Raw genomic sequence first — 15,441 nt, 5'->3', positions numbered from 1 at the left:
AAAACGCTCCAGTCCGGCCCTCACCAGCGCATGCTGCGGTCGAGCCGGATATCATCCTGCACCTGCGAGACCGCCGCCTGGACGGCGGCGCGTTCCTCGTCGGTAAGATCGAGCATCTCGAGCCCGGCATCGAGCAGGATCGGCGTCGAGGTCGTCTGAGGCACAACTGCGAGCACCTGGCGCTCCTCGGTGCCGAGGAAGAACGGCGTCTCCTTCTTCTTCAAGACGCTGGTCGCCTTGCGGGTCTTGCCGTCGAGCGAATATTCATACTTGATCGTGTAGTTCAGCCAGGTCCGGGCCTGCGTCAGGACCTTGGCGACGACAGGTCTCATGACAACCGGTTCGGCCACCGCCCGCCTGAGTCTCGATGCCTTGAGCAGCATGGCAAGGCCCGCGATGCCAAGGGCGGCAAACCCACCGACAAATGCGAGGAAGGTGAGGACGCGATCGGTGATCTTCTCGACGCCCAGCTCCAGTGTCAGCAGCTGGGGATCCTCGCGCGAGCGCACAACCCCCGTTTCATAGTCTCCGGCATGCATGTCCACGAACATCATCTCGACCCTGCTCCTGGCGCCGTCGGGTGCCGTGATGGTGGCGGAGCAATCGGTGAAGATGAGCTTGCGGGTCTTGCACTCGCCATTCGAAATCCGCGCATCGTCGGCGATCTCGTAATTGCGGCTGATCTTGTAATCGCGCCACAGATCCTCGACCTGCCACCAGCCAATGCCGCCCGCGAGGGCGAAGCCGACCAGAACGACGAAACACCCCGTGAGGCGGCTGATGCCGATACGGTTCGCCCGCAGAGGGCGGGTGGGAAATGCGTCGAGCACACTCATGGGGCCGCTTGATCCAGATTGACGATGTACTCGTGTTATCGCCGAGCAGCGGGCATGTCATCAGATCAGGCCGGATTTCTTCTTGAGAAATCACAGTCGAGTTTCGCTGGTTACACGGACGTGACCTTCGGCAAGCGGGGATCAACATCACAAGCAGTCCACAAAACGATTGCGTTCCTTCGCTACCGCCGCTGCACCCCCTTCATCCGCAGCTTACGATCCGGGCGCAGCGTAATGCGCAGCTTTGGCTTGGGTTCGGACGCATCGACGGGGTGTAGCGAAAAGCTCTTCAACAGCACGGCCAGGATCGCGACCGCCTCCAGCATGGCAAAGGCACTGCCGATGCAGGTGCGCGGCCCGGCGCCGAACGGCATATAGGCATAGCGGTGGCGTCCTTTCGCCCGCTCCGGGGCGAAGCGATCGGGATCGAAGCGCTCCGGCTCCTCCCACAGGCTGGTATGGCGGTGCACCGCATAGATGGGCACATAGATCGCCGCTCCGACGGGAATGACGTGCTGGCCGAGCTTGAAATCGGCCAATGCGACACGCGGAATGATCGCCGCCGGCGGATAGAGCCGCATCGCCTCCTGGAATACCTGGCGCGTATAGGCGAGGTTGGCAATGTGCTCCGGCAGCACCGCGCCGGCCTCCCCGGTTACGGCCTCGATTTCTGCCAGGACGCGTGCCTCGATATCCGGATGGGTGACGAGGAGATGGAACGTCCAAGCGAGGCCGAGCGCCGTGGTTTCATGGCCAGCCATGACGAAGGTCAAGAGGTTGTCGACCACCTGCCCGTCGCTCATTCGGCGTCCGCTTTCAGGGTCGACGGCCGACAGCAGCAGGCCGAGCAGGTCCTGCCGCTGCTCGGACGACAGTCGGCGCTCGGCCACCACCCGCGACAGCGTCGTGCGCAAATAGCCCGCCGATCGCGTGATGCCGCCCCGCCCCGGATAGGGCAACCAGTCCGGCGCCCTGAGCAGGCCCATGGCGAAGGTCCAGCCCGATCCTTCCAGGTAGCGGGTGACGCTGCGTTCCACCGCCTCGGCATCGATCGCGCCCTGCCCGGACATCATGGTCTCGACGATGATATCGAAGGTGGTGTGCATCATCTCGTGCCCGATATCGAATTCAGCGCCGGGGCCCGTCTCGTGCCAGCGCATGCGCGTGCGCTCCGCGGCGGCGATCATGGTGGGCAGGAAGGCAAGCAGCTTCTCGTGCCGGAAGCCCTGCGCCACCGATTGGCGTTGCCATTTCCAGTGCTCGCCATCGGCTGTGAGCAGCCCCTGCCCGAGCGCCGGGCCGAGGCCGCGCCTTGTGTCCTCGCCCTTGCCGAGAGCGGCGCTGTTGGTGGTCAACGCCTCGTGGATCAGCACGGGATCGGTGAGGAAGATCCGCAGCTTGCCGCCGCTGCGCGTGATCACCAGCGGTTCCCTGAAGGCCTCGGGCGGGATGACCTTGAGTGGATTGGTGATCATGGCCGAGAACACCGCCAGCAGGGAACTGCGGCTGACAGCGACGCCTTCGCTCGCCTCGGAAATCACGGGATCGACTGCAATGTTCACGCCGGCCTCCATCGCCTGAATTGTACCCGTACCAGCAATCGATTTAAGGTAATGACCTTAGAGTTAGGCGACATTAAGGTGAGCACCTTAAATTAGGACGGAGACGCATGGCGACGGGGACGAAGGCAAGAAAGGCAGCAACCAGCAAGGGCGGAGAGACGCGTGGGCGTATCGTCTCGCTTGCTCTCGGCCTGTTCAACGAGAACGGGCCTGATCGTGTCACCACGGCGCAGATCGCCGCCGCCGCCGGCATCAACGAAGGCAATCTCTATTACCATTTCCGCACCAAGGAGACGCTGGTCGCGGCCGTGCTCGACCGCTTCGAGGCCGATGCCATGGCGTTGCTGGCGGAAGGAACCGAGGGTACGGCCGATCCGGCAACATCCTTCGGATTACTGGAGCGCTGGTTTGCCTTGATCTGGGAGTATCGCTTCCTGCTGCGCGACATGATCGGCCTGCTTGCGCTCTCACCCGAATTGCGGCTGCGCGTGCGTGCGCTCAGCGCGCATCTGCGTGGCGCCGTCGAAACACTGGCGCAAGTCCTGCGCGAACGAGGATTGCTGGTCGTCCCGGACGACCAGTTCCAGCCACTGCTCGCCAATCTGTGGATCGTAGCGACGTATTGGGCACTCTATCTCGACGTCCACGAGGGCATCGATGCCCTAACGCCGGAGCATCTGGCCTGGGGCCTCGGCCAGGTCCGCAGCCTGCTGCGCCCCTATCTCGCGCCCAGTCTGCAGGCGCTGCTGTAATAGGGTGGCCCGGGAGGCGAGCCACCCACAAACCCTCAAAAATGGTAGTTCACGCCGAGCCGCACCGTATGAAAGGCGGTGCTGATCTTGGTGTGGTAGAGCATGTAGTCATTGTAGGCAGGTGGCGTGGCATTCGGCCAATATTCATTGGCGTGGGCCTTCTGATCGCCGAAATCGAGATATTGATATTCGAGCTTTGCGGTCCAGTTCGGCGCAAAAGCGTATTCCATGCCGGCGCCGAGCACATAACCGGCCTTGGTCTCGCTCTTGGAGACATGGCCGGCGTAGTGGAACCCTCCGGAGCCGACACCGCCATCGATGAAATCGGACTGGCTCTTGATGCCGCCATAGGCAAGGCCACCCGTGACATAGAACAGGAAATCGCCATAGGCGTAACCGAGACGTGGACGCAGCGTGCCGAACCATTGCGCCTTGGCGCGGTTGCGATAGCTGTAATAATAGCCGGGACTGTTGCCCCAGGGCGCCTTCCAGGGCTCGAACTGGCCACGGGCCGTGTCCTCGACGCCGCTGACGTCGATATCGGTCTCCAGGCCAACGACGAAGGCGCCATATTGCAGATTATAGCCGAGCTGGCCACCCCCGAAGACCCCTGAAGGCGAGACTGTGCCCGCCTTGCTGCGCCATTGCACCTCGTTGTTGCGCGAGATGCGGGCGATATCGACATCCTGGCCCGCGCCAAAGCCGTAACCGGCATGCAGACCGGCATAGAAGCCCGTCCAGCTCGGCGCCTCCAAGGGAACCGCGGGCTCGACAACGGCCGGCGCCAGATCGGCCGCCCCCGCAGTCTCCACCGTCCCCAATGCCGCGACCAGCGCGGCTATCCCCACCCAAACACGCATTGCCTGCCCCACCGAGCTCATTCCTGACGCGTGGTGATAGCGGCGGATGGATGAAGACCGAATGTCAGAATTCTGAAGTTTTCGTGAACGTAATTTCAATAAGATTCAAGTAAAAATGCAACTCAAGATTGCGCTTAAATTCCTCGAATTCTTAAGGAAAAGCGACAACAGATACCGCCGTCATTTTGAATCCTGAACCCCATTCAGCATTATCTCGTACAAAGGATCACCACCATCGAGGAAAAGTCGCCCCCGGGCCTCAACGCAGCCGCGAGGCGAAGCCGCACCGTCTCGCCGGCCGCCGGATATCGCCCATCGAGTGCACCGGCTCGATGGCGACAGCCAGATCATAGGGCATCTCACCGTCTTCCAGCACGAAGGCCTCGGCGGCGACCTCCCGGAAGCTGAGCCGCCCCGCCATGATCTCAACCCTGGAGCTTATGACGGCCTGCGCAATCGCACGGACGGAGCGGTCGATCGCCAGCACATGGCCATCGCCGATGCGCGCCGCCATAGCCCGCCGCCAGTGCACCCGGCCCACAACCAATCTCCAACACGCGCAGGCCCGGTCGCTGCGGTAAGGCCTCGAGAATAAGGCGCAGCCGCTCAGAGAGCTTGCTCGCCATCGTCGTCCTACGGCAGCGCCTTGACGAAATCGCTCCAGGCGCAGAAGCCGTCCTTGTCGGTGGGACACCCCTTGAGCTTCAATGTCACCCGGCGCGGTGGGTTCTTTGGCGTGAGCTTGGTGCCTTGGCGCAATTGCGCCTTGGTCTGATAGACATAGTCGAGCCGGAACAGGTCGCGATTGCCCTTGCCGTCGCGCCAGCGCTGGAACTGGATGACGCCGCCGATCGGCGTCTTCTCGTCCTGTCCCGGCAGCACATAGGGCTCGGCCGCGAGCGCAGCGAGGACGGAAGCGACATTGGAATCGTGTCCGAACAGTATCGTCACCGGCACGGCCTTGCCGGCCTCCGGCTTCACCAGGGCACCGGCAATATAGGCCAGCATAGGGCCGGCCACGTCGCGGGCCACGGCAGGCGTGGTGAACAGAGCCTCCTGGTAGCCATTCTTGATGGCGGCGAGCGAGCGCCATTGCGCTTCGTTGCGGATCCTCCCCCAGGCGACCTCGCCGGGCGGGAAGCCCTCATAATATTGCAGGGTGAAAGCATCGACCACGGCATTGCCGAGCTTGAGCGGGCCCTTGGTGCCCGGTTCCTCGCCAGCCTTGGCGGTGAAGCTGTCGTCGCTCTTGGTCAGATCGCAGAGCTTGTCCTGCCTGCAGCTCTGCGAGGCCTTGAAGGCGAGGATGCCGTCGAGCAGCCGGTAGCCCGGCGCGAGCGGCGTCGTCTTGGCCTGCGCAACCATCGCCGTGACCGCCTGCTCGCGGAAGCCATCGCTGTCGGCACGGATGGACGGATTGAAGGTGGGATCCATCGTGCCCATCTTGTCCTGATGGTGCACGGCGACATCGCAGCCGGCAAAGGCGCCGGCGACGAAGAACTGTGCCGTCGCGACCGTGCGCTGCAGGCTGTTGGCATAGATGTGGACGCTGCCCGGCGCCGGACAGGCATCCTTGGCGATGAGGCCGTTCTCGGCCAGCCAGCCGCCGATGGAGCGGCCCATATAGGTTTCGAGAATACCGCCCTTGACCGTGAGATTGCCGCCAGGCACCTCCCATTCCGGCCATTTCCTCTCGGTGACCTTGGCGAGCGCACTGCCGCTGTTGGCCAGCGGCGCGCGCAGATTGTGCCGGCTGAGCATCAGCACCTGCTCGAGCTTGTAGCCTTCAGGTACCGGCTCGGCCAACGCCGGCGTCGCCAAAAAGGCGCAAGCCATCGCGGCCAGTAGAGCGACATGTCGTGCAATCATGGCGATTCATCCCCCTTGCCCACCTCCATCAGTGGCACAGGCGGAGGAGATTGTCGCCTCGCCGCAAAGTGCCGTCTCCTATTTCACGGTCAGATCAACCTCATAGCTTTCGTAGCGACTGGTATATTCAAGCACATTTGGCGCAATGCGCCAGGAAACGCCGAAGCTGTCGCCCCCTGCATAGTTGCCGGCCGGCTGGTAGATGACCCAGGGCGCAGTGACGTTGGTTCCGGCGCAGACCCCGAACGATGCCGGCAATTTAACGCTGACCTTGGCGATCCTGGCCGCGCCGTGCTGGGGCTGACGTTCGATCCGCACATCATGCAGGGGGTATACGCCGCAGGTTTCCCGCGCCAGCCCGAACAAAGGCACCACCGGCATCGGCTTGCCATGGGCAACGGTCCGGACGATGGTACCAGCATCGGCCGGCACCGTGTCGGCAAGCAAGACCGCCGCCGCACTTGCTGCGGCAAAACAGAAAACAGATGCATGTTTCATGAATGATACGCCCCTTTGACTGGGGTGATCCGACCATAAAACCCAATATTGTCAAGCTAGAACGCTATAAATAACTCCGGAAACCATAGCGATATCTTGAATTTATTGGAAGACGAAAACAAAAGGTAGAAATATACCTTATAAACTAAAAACCAAAATACTTTCCCTTGGAGTACACAAAACAAACCGGCCACAGCAGCCACTCCAACGGTTTGAGAAGACTGTCTGCCTGTCTGTTCTAGAGGGGACAGAAGCTCTTCGAAGATCAAGGTAATATGGCCCAATGACAAAGCCTGAATTCAGTGGGACGAAATAGGCGGCTATGAACCGACATCGCAGGAATACCCTCATCCTGATGCTGGCTGGAGCAATGGCCGTCATCGGCACAGCCGCGCCGGCCGCAATTCCCGACATGTCGCAGGCTGCCCTCACCGCCGAGGCCGATCTCATCCTCACGGGCCGCTCGGTGGCCGCCACCGCCGCCAAGAAGGTGCCGGAATGGGTGAAAAGACGCGATGACATTTCCTTTTTCGAAAGAGGCGCATTCGTCGACGAAGTCTTCACGCTGACGATCGAGGTCGGCACGGTGGAGAAGGGATCGCGCGCACTCACCGGCCAACGCATCGAGGCGCAGGGTTGGCGTGCCTATGGACGACCTTCGGGCTGGGCCGGACCGGGCGGCACCATCCGTGACCTCCCGGCTGACGGGACACGCATCAAGGTCTGGCTGAAGCAAGAAGAAGGCCGCTGGCAATTGCTGTCCCCATCCGGGCTGGCCCCAGCGCCCTGATATCCCAAGGCTCATCGATATCGATGGCTGTCGGAAACACCCACCGGCAAGCCGGGGGGTGTTGTCCTTCAGCGCAGGGTTACCCCGCGCGCTTTCGCCCAGCGCTTCAGCATCTGGTCCTCTTCCGGCCTGGCGAGCCGGTTGGCAAAACCCCGGATCTGAATGGCGACATGCTGACGATCGAGTTCGATGGTCAGCAGGCGCTCCACTGCTCCTGCCACACGGCGGCGCAGCGACCAGATCGAGGCATTGCCGGTGAGGCACTTATAGGCATAGCCCGAGACGCAGTGATGCATGGCGCGGCTCTCGGTTAGTAGATCGGCGCCGGTCTTGAGCTGCACCATCAGGATCTCTTCCCTGCGGTGCGGGGCTTCCTTGGTCGAAGGCTGCCAGGACCAATCGGCCAAAGCCGCTCCCTGCCAGCGCCCGCCATCCGACGACTTGCCATCGCCATTGGCGAGCGGTCTCCTTGCCTGCGCGGCATGGCGCTGCGCCATCCGCCTGATCTGGTCCAGCTGGGCCAGTTCACGGTGCCACTCCCGCATCTGCCGCTGTAGCGAAGCGGGCGTACGGCCCTTCAGGCTGTAGCGCCGGTCCGCCCGGAAGCGGGCCGAGAGGAAATCGCAGAGATCGTCGATCTCCTCCAGCGGCAGCGGATGCACGCAGAAGAAGCGCGCGACCTCGCGCCAGAAGACATGCGCCTTCTGCGTGCGCTGGGTTGCAGCGATCTTCGAGCGGGCGATACGCAGCGCCACGCCGACATCGTCGGTGTAGGAACGGGCGATCGCCTGCCAGAGAGCCGCCTCGAAGGAGAGCTCCGCCGGCGGATTGAGGAAGGCATGTACCTCCTTGCGGGAGAGCCAGTCCTTCGCGCACTCCTTGTAGAGCGAGCCGCCCTGGGCCGCCACGAGATACCAGCGCTTGCGCTCTTTCACATCGGACACCTCCAGGCCGGCAGGACCAGACCAGACGTGTTCGAGCGGAGCGGGCACCGGATAACGGGCGAAGAGATATCGGGCCGCCGCCAGCCGCAGGCGCGCGGGATCGCGTGTCTTCAACTGCGGTCGCCATTCTCCGGGATCGCGCAGCATGGCGCTGGACAGGCCAACCCGTACTGCTGCGATTGCCTCGCTCAGGGGAGAAAAGCACTGCGCCTGCCGCGCGCGGGCGCGCAACGTGGCCTCATAGGCCGCGATACGTTCGCGCTCGGCATCCTGCCGGCGCTGAATCATGGAACGTGCCATGGTCGTTCAACCTGATGGACATATGGACAGCCGGACGCAATGCGGGCGCCGGCACGAAACGTGACGTTCCCTGTTGCGATCTCATGGCTGTTCTCCCTCGGGTCGAACGGTTGCGGGGCGCGCTCTCTAATCCCGACCGCTCGTGGACGCAAGAGCCCATGTCGCCATCGGACCATTTCATGCCGTCCTGTGGCATTGCTGCATCGAGGGCAGCAGGCTTCGGGCCCGCTTGCTTCCCAAAGCGGCCTCATCTGCCTATACACGACCGCAGTGCTCGGTCCAGGCAAGGAGCCTACAATGACCCCTTCGCTTTCAAAGCCCCGCATGCGGCCTCAGGCTGGGACATTGGCCGCGACCTTGGTCCTTGGCCTCGTGCTGGGCCTGCCAAACACGTCTTCAAGCAAAGCTGGCGACGTGACAGACAAGGCCTTGATGCTGTTCCGGGACGCCTGCCTTGCCACGGCGCCAGCCTTCGACAGGGCGATGGCAGCAGCCAAGAAACATGGCATCAAACCCCAGATGGATCTCGGGGCCAGCCTGGTCGGCATGGCCCCTGACGGCAGCTACTCCCTGCAGGTGCGCGGCAAGAAGGAATGTGCCGTCACGGCCGAGAAAAGTGCCGACCCGGCTGTGGCCGAGCAATTTTGCAGCGTAGTCGCTACCGCCGCGGGCGTACCCGCCGCCAGCCTGACCAGCGACGGCCCGATCCAGATCACGATGCGGGGCCAGACCTATGTGGTCCGCCACGATCGCAAAGGCGGCGAGGCCTATGTCATCATGAGCACGGCGGGTTTGTGAGGAGACCGAGACACTATTGGTCCGAAGTCGAATGCAAAGACCTTTGTAATCTCCAGCACAATCGTTCTGCCTCGCATCCGAGGTCCCGGTACAATCGGCGGCATGGATAACGTTACGTTACCGTGCTATCGATGATGCCCTGCCGGAATTGTCTCATCATGCAGCGAAACCCCATGATCAAATACGGTATCGCAGCCTTGCTTGTGTTCGGCGCAACCGCCGTCCAGGCTCAGACCTGTTCTTCCAATTTCACCGTTTCCGGCGGACTCGCCCCGGCGATCTCGACATGGGATGTCTTTCCCGGCTTGAGCCCCGCCACGGCGATCGACAATCTGACGCGCACGGCGCATCTCAACAGCTACTGGGTCGGCATCAAGGTGAACCGCCGGCTCGGCCTCCTCACTGCGCTCAATGACGGTGCCCGTAACGGACGGGTCCAGGAAGTCAAGATGGTCGCCCGCAAGCGCGGCAACGCCACGCGGGTCGACTACACCATGATCCTGAATCCGGGCCAGATACCAGGCCCCGACTTCCGCTCCGACGTCTGCAGGATCATCCGCTCCGCAGCCGGAGGCTGAGCGCCAGGCCGCTGCCAACCGTAGCGACATCAGGGCGTCTGGGCCTCGTAGACGAACAGGGTCGACTTGTCGTCATCCGGCATGAAATAGGCTCGCAGCCCGGCGTCCCTGGTTTCGATGAAGGCCGGATTCTGCGTCATCGGCAAGCCCGAGGGGGCCCAGAGTTCAACAGGCACCTGCCAGACCGGCCGGTTGTCCTTGAGATCGACCAGTTCGAGCCCCCCTAGCCGGAAGGGCTCCGCATTCGGCGCAACCTTGTAGGCGTTCAGGCCGGAGCAGAGCATGCGCGAACCGCCGGCATAATGGCAGTCCTGATAGTCGATATATTGAGCCGGGTTCATCACCCGCAGCGTCTCCGGGCGGGCATCGGCATTGGTGACCTTGCCGTCCGCGCCGAGCGGCCAGGCATAGAAGCGCCGCGATCCCCAGCTCACGCCATGCAGGGAGTTGCGCTGCGTGTCATGGACGATGCCACCGACATGATCCTTGAAGCGAAAAACCTCGACGGCCTTCATGGTCGCGGGATCGACCTTGTAAATGATCGACTGGCTGTTGGGCCGATATTCGGCCACCGGCACCCAGATAAACTTGCCGTCGAAATCGATGCCGCCGGGGTGATAGATGCTGCCCTCCCCCAGCTTGAGGTCGGCCAGCAGCCTGCCATCCTTGGAGATGCGGAACAGATGCCCCTCGCCCTCGCCGGTATCGCGGTCATACCCCTCGCGCGGCGAGGGGTATTTGGTGGTCGGCTTGATGATGTTCACCGACGACACGAAGAAATCATCACCGATCATGACCATGCCCTGCGGATGGAAAGTCGGGAAGGCGATGGGGATGGCCGCCACCTGTTTCCAGGCAGTCCCCCGCGTGAGCCTGGTCACGCGTTCGGCGAGCCCAAGCTCACCCGCCGAGACCACGCTCGGCAACAGCGTCAGCGAGGCGAGAACGGCGGCAATCTTGATTCGGATCATCACAATATCCTCCCTGGCGCCTGCCTTACTGCACGCCCCTAACGTTGATGTGACCGCTGCGCTGCTCAGTAGATCGTCTGGCGCAGACGTTCGGGATAGGCCTTGTCATAGGCCTCGCCGTCGAAATCACCCTTGGTAATCGTGCTCAGGATCTGGCCCATACTCGGCAGCTGCGACCGCGAGATCTGCGTCGAAGGATCCCACAGCTTCGAACGCACCAGCGCCTTCTGGCATTGGGTGTAGATCTCGTCCACCGTGACGATGATGACGCTGCGCGGTGCCTTGCCTTGCATGGCGAAGCTGGCGCACAGGTCCGCATCGGTCGAGATCACGGCACGGCCGACCACGCGCAGCGTCTCGCCGATGCCCGGGATCATGAAGAGGAGATGGACGCGCGGATCCTCGATGATGTTGCGCAGCGAATCCAGCCGATTATTGCCGCGCCTGTCCGGAATGATCAGCGTCTTGGCATCGGCGACGCGGACGAATCCGGCCGGATCCCCGCGTGGCGAGCAATCGACGCCGGACGGCCCCACCGAGGCCAGCATCATGAAGGGCGAAGCCTGGATGAAGGCGTGATACTGGTCGGACACATGATCCAGCACCTTGATGCGGGCGGCCGGCTGCACCGGTTCGCTGTAGAGCGTCTCGAGCTCGGCGATGGTTGTGATCAGCGACATCAGGAACTTCCGTTCTTTCGACTGCGGCAGGCGCCGCAGCCCCTCGTTTCAATAGGTTCGCCAAAGACCCGGCGTGGCGAATTCCAGCATATGGCCGTCAGGATCACGGAAATAGACGCTGTCTCCCCCCGCCTGCCAATGGGTACGTCCTTCCACGGCAACGTCATGCACCGCCAGGCGCGCCTCCCAGTCCGCCAGTTCGTCGGCGCCGATGGCAAAGGCGACATGGATGCGCCCTACGGCATCATGGCCCGGTATGGTACCCACCGGCGATGTCATGTCCTGAGCGGAGGCTCCCCGCTTGAAGACAAGCAGCACGCTGGCACCGCCCACGTCATAGGCGTAGAGCCGCTCCATCTTCAGCAAGGGCGGGAGCTGCAGCACCGTCTCATAGAAGCGCGCGGCACGATCGAGATCGTCGACATAGATGGCGGTTTCGAGGATGCGGTCGAGCTTGGGCATGTGATTCTCCTGCGACAGCCGAAGAGGATCCGCGCCTCCGCCTCCCGCTTCGCATCATCGGCCCGGAAGGCAGACAATCAAGACAGCCAGCAATCTGTCAACCTCATGATCGCACTGAATGAGGGTGCCGTCACTTGACCGTGATCTCGATCTCCATTTGGTTGGGAACGAACCGCACATTGTCGGTATGCGAGGGGGCCATCCAGGTGACTGTCACGTGGTCGACACCCGTGAAGGCACCGGCGGACTTGTAGACGACGACAGGTGCCTTGGTCGTGGTACCGGCACACACACCGGTATCCTTGCCCAGTTTGGTCGTCACGGTCACAAGTTGCGCAACACCATGCGTCGGGCCCGATGCAATGCGAATATCCCTGACAGGAAAGACTTCGCAGGTACCGGCACCATAGGAGCCCATGGCCAACAGGGGATACGGCTTACCGCGGGGTACCGTTACTTGCCTGGAACCCGCATAGGCGAAAGACGGCATCGCGGCAACGCCGATGGCGATACCGCAAAGTAGTTTCTTTACTTTTGTCATGTGAAAAACTTTTAAATCTGAAGACTATTGGAGCAGGCAAGCCAACATATCGCTGACCATCCCGCAAATCTATACGCGATTCAATTTGGGATTCTCAATCGGGTCGCGCCATCAAAAAGATGAACCTTGCCGGGATCGACAGCAAACTGCATATGGTCGCTGATGGTGTGGTCCATGCCGAGCGCGACAACCAGAGGCTGCTCGCCGATGTCCCCGTGCACCAAGCGATGAGCTCCCAGCTCCTCGACATAACGCAGCTTCACGGGCAGGCTTCCCGGCGACGGTCTTGCGACCGGCTGCAGGTCCTCGGCTCGCAGGCCGACCAGGACCTCCCCCGGCACCGTACGCGGCAAGGCCAGCCGAGCTTCCCCGAGGATGAGCGTATTCCCCTCGCCGCGCCCCTTCAGGACGTTCATGGCAGGCGAACCGATAAAGCCGGCCACGAAGGTGGAAGCCGGATTGCGATAGATTTCCAGCGGGGCGCCGATCTGCTCGATCGCGCCACCATTCAGCACCACCAGCACATCGGCCAGGGTCATCGCTTCGAGCTGATCATGGGTGACATAGATCGAGGTCGTGCCGAGGCGCTGCTGCAGCTGCTTGATCTCACCACGCATCTGCACGCGCAGCTTGGCATCGAGGTTGGAGAGCGGCTCGTCGAACAGGAAGGCAGCGGGCTGGCGCACGATGGCACGGCCCATCGCCACACGCTGGCGCTGGCCGCCGGAAAGCTGGCGCGGCTTGCGCTTGAGCATGTCGTCGCTGAGTTCGAGAATGCGGGCGGCTTCCTTTACCCGCTGGCTGATCTCGCCCTCGGCAGTTCTGCGGTTGCGCAGGCCATAGGCCATATTGTCGAAGACCGACATATGCGGATAGAGCGCGTAATTCTGGAAGACCATGGCGATGTCCCGGTCCATCGGCTCGATCTCGTTGACCCGGCGTTCGCCGATATGGACGTCGCCCGACGAGATCCGCTCCAGCCCCGCCACCATGCGCAGCAAGGTCGACTTGCCGCAGCCGGACGGGCCGACCAGCACGCAAAAGCCGCCATCGGGCACGGTGAAGCTCACTCCCTTCACCGCTTCGAAGCCGTTGTCGTAGATCTTCTTGACGTTGTTCAGAACGACTTGCGCCATCGGTTACTCACTTCTCGGTCTCGACCAGGCCCTTGACGAAGAGCTTCTGCATGACGACGACCACCACTACCGGCGGCAGCATGGCGAGGATCGCGGTCGCCATGGCGATCTGCCATTCGGTCAGGGCGTCCTGGGTGGTGATCATCTTGCGGATGCCGATGACGATGGTCTGCATCGAATCCTGGGTGGTGATCAGCAGGGGCCACAAATACTGGTTCCAGCCATAGATGAACTGGATCACGAACATCGCCGCGATCGAGGTTGTTGACAGCGGCAGCACGGTATCCTTGAAGAATTTCAGCGGGCCGGCCCCATCGATCTTAGAGGCTTCCAGCAATTCGTCGGGAATGGTCATGAAGAACTGGCGGAACAGCAAGGTCGCCGTCGCCGAGGCGATCAGCGGCAAGGTCAGGCCGGCATAGGTATCGAGCAGGTGGAGATCGGAGACGATCTTGTAGGTCGGGTAGATGCGCACTTCCACCGGCAGCATCAGCGTGATGAAGATCAGCCAGAAGGCGAACATGCGGAAGCGGAAGCGGAAATAGACGATGGCGAAGGCCGAGATCAGCGAGATCACGATCTTGCCCACCGCGATCGCCACCGCCATGATCAGGCTGGTGGTCAGCATGGTGAGCACCGGCTCGCGCGTGGCGCCCTGCGTACCGTGGAACAGGGTCTGGGTATAGTTCTTGATCAGATCGGGGCCCGGCAGCATGCCCATCTGCCCATTGGCGATGGTGGTGGCATCATGGGTCGAGGCCACGAAGGCCAGCCAGACCGGAAAGGCCAGAACCACCACGCCGAGGATCAGGATGGCATGCGGTAGAAGATTTCCGAAGCGGCGGTTCTCAACCATGCGCCGCTCCTCCGGATGGCATCGAGAAACGGGGCATCAATAGGTCACCTTCTTCTCGATGAAGCGGAACTGCAGGGTCGTCATCGCGATCACCAGGATCAGCAGGATCACCGACTGTGCCGCCGAGCCGCCGAGATCGCCGCCAAGCTGGCCGTCATTGAATACCTTGAATACCATGGTGGTGGTCGCCGCGGCCGGGCCACCATGCGTCACCGCGTCGATGATGCCGAACGTGTCGAAGAAGACGTAGACGATATTGATCACCAGAAGGAAGAAGGTCGTCGGCGAGAGCATCGGCAGGATGATGGTCCAGAATCGGCGCGCCGGGCGTGCGCCGTCGATGGCGGCCGCCTCGATCAGCGATTTGGGGATCGACTGCAACCCCGCCAGGAAGAACAGGAAATTGTAGGAAATCTGCTTCCAGGTCGCCGCCAGCACGACCAGGATCATGGCGTGCTGGCCGTCGAGCAACGGGTTCCAGGCCACGCCGATTTGGCCAAGGCCGCGCGCCACTAGGCCGAGCGAGGGCTGGAACATGAAGAGCCAGAGCACGCCGGCCACAGCCGGCGCTACCGCATAGGGCCAGACCAGCATGGTACGGTAGAAGGAGGCGCCCTTGATCTTCTTGTCGGCCTGCACAGCCAGGATCAGCGCGAGGCCGAGCGAGAGCACAGCGACCAGAATGGCGAAGACCATGGTGACGCCCACCGCCTGGTAATATTCCGGCTGGGCGAACAACAGCTGGTAGTTCTCGAACCAGACGAATTCCGAAACGGTCCCGAAAGTGTCCTCGAGGAAGAAGGACTGGCGGATCGCCTGCACCACCGGCCAGTAGAAGAAGATCAGCGTGATCGCCAATTGCGGCGCCAGCAACAGCCAGGGAAGGGTCTTGCCGGAGAAGACGGAGCGTTTTTCCATGGGCGATCCTAATGGGCCGCATCGCTACTGCCGAAAACCGGCAGCCCCTTGTCGGCACGATGCTCTAATGCTCTCGACCTTTGTCATTGC

The 15,441-nt window shown here is 62.2% G+C and carries 18 protein-coding genes; 4 read left to right on the top strand and 14 right to left on the bottom strand.

Features of this window, described 5'->3' with window-relative positions:
* Positions 1-20: 20 nt before the first annotated feature.
* Both ACN6KF_RS03810 and ACN6KF_RS03805 read right to left on the bottom strand, forming a co-directional pair.
* Positions 21-836 (bottom strand): hypothetical protein, encoded by an 816-nt coding sequence (locus ACN6KF_RS03810; protein ID WP_434955555.1) that lies wholly within the window; start codon positions 834-836, stop codon positions 21-23.
* Between the two features lie 182 nt (positions 837-1,018).
* Complete coding sequence (locus tag ACN6KF_RS03805) at positions 1,019-2,410, bottom strand: cytochrome P450 (protein WP_434955554.1); 1,392 nt, start codon at positions 2,408-2,410, stop codon at positions 1,019-1,021.
* A 95-nt stretch (positions 2,411-2,505) separates the two neighbouring features.
* On the opposite strand from ACN6KF_RS03805, the gene ACN6KF_RS03800 reads away from it, so the two are divergent.
* Positions 2,506-3,150, top strand: coding sequence for a TetR/AcrR family transcriptional regulator (locus ACN6KF_RS03800; protein WP_434955553.1), 645 nt, complete (start codon positions 2,506-2,508; stop codon positions 3,148-3,150).
* A 35-nt stretch (positions 3,151-3,185) separates the two neighbouring features.
* On the opposite strand, the gene ACN6KF_RS03795 is transcribed toward ACN6KF_RS03800, so the two are convergent.
* The 4 genes from ACN6KF_RS03795 to ACN6KF_RS03780 all read right to left on the bottom strand — a co-directional run bounded on the left by ACN6KF_RS03795 (position 3,186) and on the right by ACN6KF_RS03780 (position 6,377).
* Positions 3,186-4,010, bottom strand: coding sequence for an outer membrane protein (locus ACN6KF_RS03795; RefSeq protein WP_434955552.1), 825 nt, complete (start codon positions 4,008-4,010; stop codon positions 3,186-3,188).
* A gap of 259 nt (positions 4,011-4,269) precedes the next feature.
* Positions 4,270-4,524, bottom strand: a complete 255-nt coding sequence (locus ACN6KF_RS03790) for a hypothetical protein (protein WP_434955551.1) — start codon at positions 4,522-4,524, stop codon at positions 4,270-4,272.
* A 119-nt stretch (positions 4,525-4,643) separates the two neighbouring features.
* Positions 4,644-5,879, bottom strand: a complete 1,236-nt coding sequence (gene agp / locus ACN6KF_RS03785; protein ID WP_434955550.1) for a bifunctional glucose-1-phosphatase/inositol phosphatase — start codon at positions 5,877-5,879, stop codon at positions 4,644-4,646.
* A gap of 78 nt (positions 5,880-5,957) precedes the next feature.
* Positions 5,958-6,377 (bottom strand): hypothetical protein, encoded by a 420-nt coding sequence (locus ACN6KF_RS03780; protein WP_434955549.1) that lies wholly within the window; start codon positions 6,375-6,377, stop codon positions 5,958-5,960.
* A 322-nt stretch (positions 6,378-6,699) separates the two neighbouring features.
* Here ACN6KF_RS03780 and ACN6KF_RS03775 point away from each other — a divergent pair, with 322 nt between their 5' ends.
* Entirely contained in the window at positions 6,700-7,167 is a 468-nt protein-coding gene (locus ACN6KF_RS03775; protein WP_434955548.1) for a hypothetical protein, read from the top strand.
* Positions 7,168-7,235: 68 nt separating this feature from the next.
* On the opposite strand, the gene ACN6KF_RS03770 is transcribed toward ACN6KF_RS03775, so the two are convergent.
* A complete protein-coding gene (locus ACN6KF_RS03770; protein ID WP_434955547.1) occupies positions 7,236-8,411 on the bottom strand; it encodes a PcfJ domain-containing protein in 1,176 nt (391 codons plus the stop codon).
* A 297-nt stretch (positions 8,412-8,708) separates the two neighbouring features.
* Between ACN6KF_RS03770 and ACN6KF_RS03765 the strand changes: the two genes are divergently transcribed.
* Positions 8,709-9,209, top strand: coding sequence for a hypothetical protein (locus ACN6KF_RS03765; protein WP_434955546.1), 501 nt, complete (start codon positions 8,709-8,711; stop codon positions 9,207-9,209).
* Between the two features lie 158 nt (positions 9,210-9,367).
* The gene (locus ACN6KF_RS03760) at positions 9,368-9,787 is read left to right on the top strand and encodes a hypothetical protein (protein ID WP_434955545.1); all 420 of its coding nucleotides are present in this window, start codon (positions 9,368-9,370) and stop codon (positions 9,785-9,787) included.
* A gap of 29 nt (positions 9,788-9,816) precedes the next feature.
* Here the strand turns inward: ACN6KF_RS03760 and ACN6KF_RS03755 are convergent, their stop codons facing one another.
* The 7 genes from ACN6KF_RS03755 to ugpA all read right to left on the bottom strand — a co-directional run bounded on the left by ACN6KF_RS03755 (position 9,817) and on the right by ugpA (position 15,351).
* A complete protein-coding gene (locus tag ACN6KF_RS03755) occupies positions 9,817-10,758 on the bottom strand; it encodes a DUF6454 family protein (protein ID WP_434955544.1) in 942 nt (313 codons plus the stop codon).
* Positions 10,759-10,823: 65 nt separating this feature from the next.
* Positions 10,824-11,438: a pyridoxamine 5'-phosphate oxidase family protein gene (locus ACN6KF_RS03750; protein ID WP_434955543.1), complete on the bottom strand. Its 615-nt coding sequence runs from the start codon at positions 11,436-11,438 to the stop codon at positions 10,824-10,826.
* A 48-nt stretch (positions 11,439-11,486) separates the two neighbouring features.
* Complete coding sequence (locus tag ACN6KF_RS03745) at positions 11,487-11,900, bottom strand: VOC family protein (protein WP_434955542.1); 414 nt, start codon at positions 11,898-11,900, stop codon at positions 11,487-11,489.
* A gap of 130 nt (positions 11,901-12,030) precedes the next feature.
* Positions 12,031-12,441: a hypothetical protein gene (locus ACN6KF_RS03740; protein ID WP_434955541.1), complete on the bottom strand. Its 411-nt coding sequence runs from the start codon at positions 12,439-12,441 to the stop codon at positions 12,031-12,033.
* 80 nt (positions 12,442-12,521) lie between these two features.
* Complete coding sequence (gene ugpC / locus ACN6KF_RS03735; protein ID WP_434955540.1) at positions 12,522-13,577, bottom strand: sn-glycerol-3-phosphate ABC transporter ATP-binding protein UgpC; 1,056 nt, start codon at positions 13,575-13,577, stop codon at positions 12,522-12,524.
* A gap of 7 nt (positions 13,578-13,584) precedes the next feature.
* A complete protein-coding gene (ugpE, locus tag ACN6KF_RS03730; protein WP_434955539.1) occupies positions 13,585-14,433 on the bottom strand; it encodes a sn-glycerol-3-phosphate ABC transporter permease UgpE in 849 nt (282 codons plus the stop codon).
* 36 nt (positions 14,434-14,469) lie between these two features.
* Entirely contained in the window at positions 14,470-15,351 is an 882-nt protein-coding gene (gene ugpA / locus ACN6KF_RS03725) for a sn-glycerol-3-phosphate ABC transporter permease UgpA (protein WP_434955538.1), read from the bottom strand.
* Between the last annotated feature and the right edge of the window lie 90 nt (positions 15,352-15,441).

This window comes from Labrys methylaminiphilus subsp. lupini, assembly GCF_051161885.1.
Classification (GTDB): Bacteria; Pseudomonadota; Alphaproteobacteria; order Rhizobiales; family Labraceae; genus Labrys.
The sequence above is the reverse complement of the archived record's forward strand: the minus strand, read 5'-3'. Positions and strand labels throughout refer to the sequence as shown.

What these genes read in the sequence shown, in the direction of transcription:
- ACN6KF_RS03770 (WP_434955547.1), bottom strand. Translation starts at nt 8,411, where the DNA reads ATGGCACGTTCCATGATTCAGCGCCGGCAGGATGCCGAGCGCGAACGT.
- ACN6KF_RS03795 (WP_434955552.1), bottom strand. Translation starts at nt 4,010, where the DNA reads ATGCGTGTTTGGGTGGGGATAGCCGCGCTGGTCGCGGCATTGGGGACG.
- ACN6KF_RS03775 (WP_434955548.1), top strand. Translation starts at nt 6,700, where the DNA reads ATGAACCGACATCGCAGGAATACCCTCATCCTGATGCTGGCTGGAGCA.
- ACN6KF_RS03800 (WP_434955553.1), top strand. Translation starts at nt 2,506, where the DNA reads ATGGCGACGGGGACGAAGGCAAGAAAGGCAGCAACCAGCAAGGGCGGA.
- ACN6KF_RS03745 (WP_434955542.1), bottom strand. Translation starts at nt 11,900, where the DNA reads ATGCCCAAGCTCGACCGCATCCTCGAAACCGCCATCTATGTCGACGAT.
- ugpA (WP_434955538.1), bottom strand. Translation starts at nt 15,351, where the DNA reads ATGGAAAAACGCTCCGTCTTCTCCGGCAAGACCCTTCCCTGGCTGTTG.
- ACN6KF_RS03760 (WP_434955545.1), top strand. Translation starts at nt 9,368, where the DNA reads ATGCAGCGAAACCCCATGATCAAATACGGTATCGCAGCCTTGCTTGTG.
- ACN6KF_RS03790 (WP_434955551.1), bottom strand. Translation starts at nt 4,524, where the DNA reads ATGGCGGCGCGCATCGGCGATGGCCATGTGCTGGCGATCGACCGCTCC.
- ugpE (WP_434955539.1), bottom strand. Translation starts at nt 14,433, where the DNA reads ATGGTTGAGAACCGCCGCTTCGGAAATCTTCTACCGCATGCCATCCTG.
- agp (WP_434955550.1), bottom strand. Translation starts at nt 5,879, where the DNA reads ATGATTGCACGACATGTCGCTCTACTGGCCGCGATGGCTTGCGCCTTT.
- ACN6KF_RS03810 (WP_434955555.1), bottom strand. Translation starts at nt 836, where the DNA reads ATGAGTGTGCTCGACGCATTTCCCACCCGCCCTCTGCGGGCGAACCGT.
- ACN6KF_RS03805 (WP_434955554.1), bottom strand. Translation starts at nt 2,410, where the DNA reads ATGGAGGCCGGCGTGAACATTGCAGTCGATCCCGTGATTTCCGAGGCG.
- ACN6KF_RS03765 (WP_434955546.1), top strand. Translation starts at nt 8,709, where the DNA reads ATGACCCCTTCGCTTTCAAAGCCCCGCATGCGGCCTCAGGCTGGGACA.
- ACN6KF_RS03780 (WP_434955549.1), bottom strand. Translation starts at nt 6,377, where the DNA reads ATGAAACATGCATCTGTTTTCTGTTTTGCCGCAGCAAGTGCGGCGGCG.
- ACN6KF_RS03755 (WP_434955544.1), bottom strand. Translation starts at nt 10,758, where the DNA reads ATGATCCGAATCAAGATTGCCGCCGTTCTCGCCTCGCTGACGCTGTTG.
- ugpC (WP_434955540.1), bottom strand. Translation starts at nt 13,577, where the DNA reads ATGGCGCAAGTCGTTCTGAACAACGTCAAGAAGATCTACGACAACGGC.
- ACN6KF_RS03740 (WP_434955541.1), bottom strand. Translation starts at nt 12,441, where the DNA reads ATGACAAAAGTAAAGAAACTACTTTGCGGTATCGCCATCGGCGTTGCC.
- ACN6KF_RS03750 (WP_434955543.1), bottom strand. Translation starts at nt 11,438, where the DNA reads ATGTCGCTGATCACAACCATCGCCGAGCTCGAGACGCTCTACAGCGAA.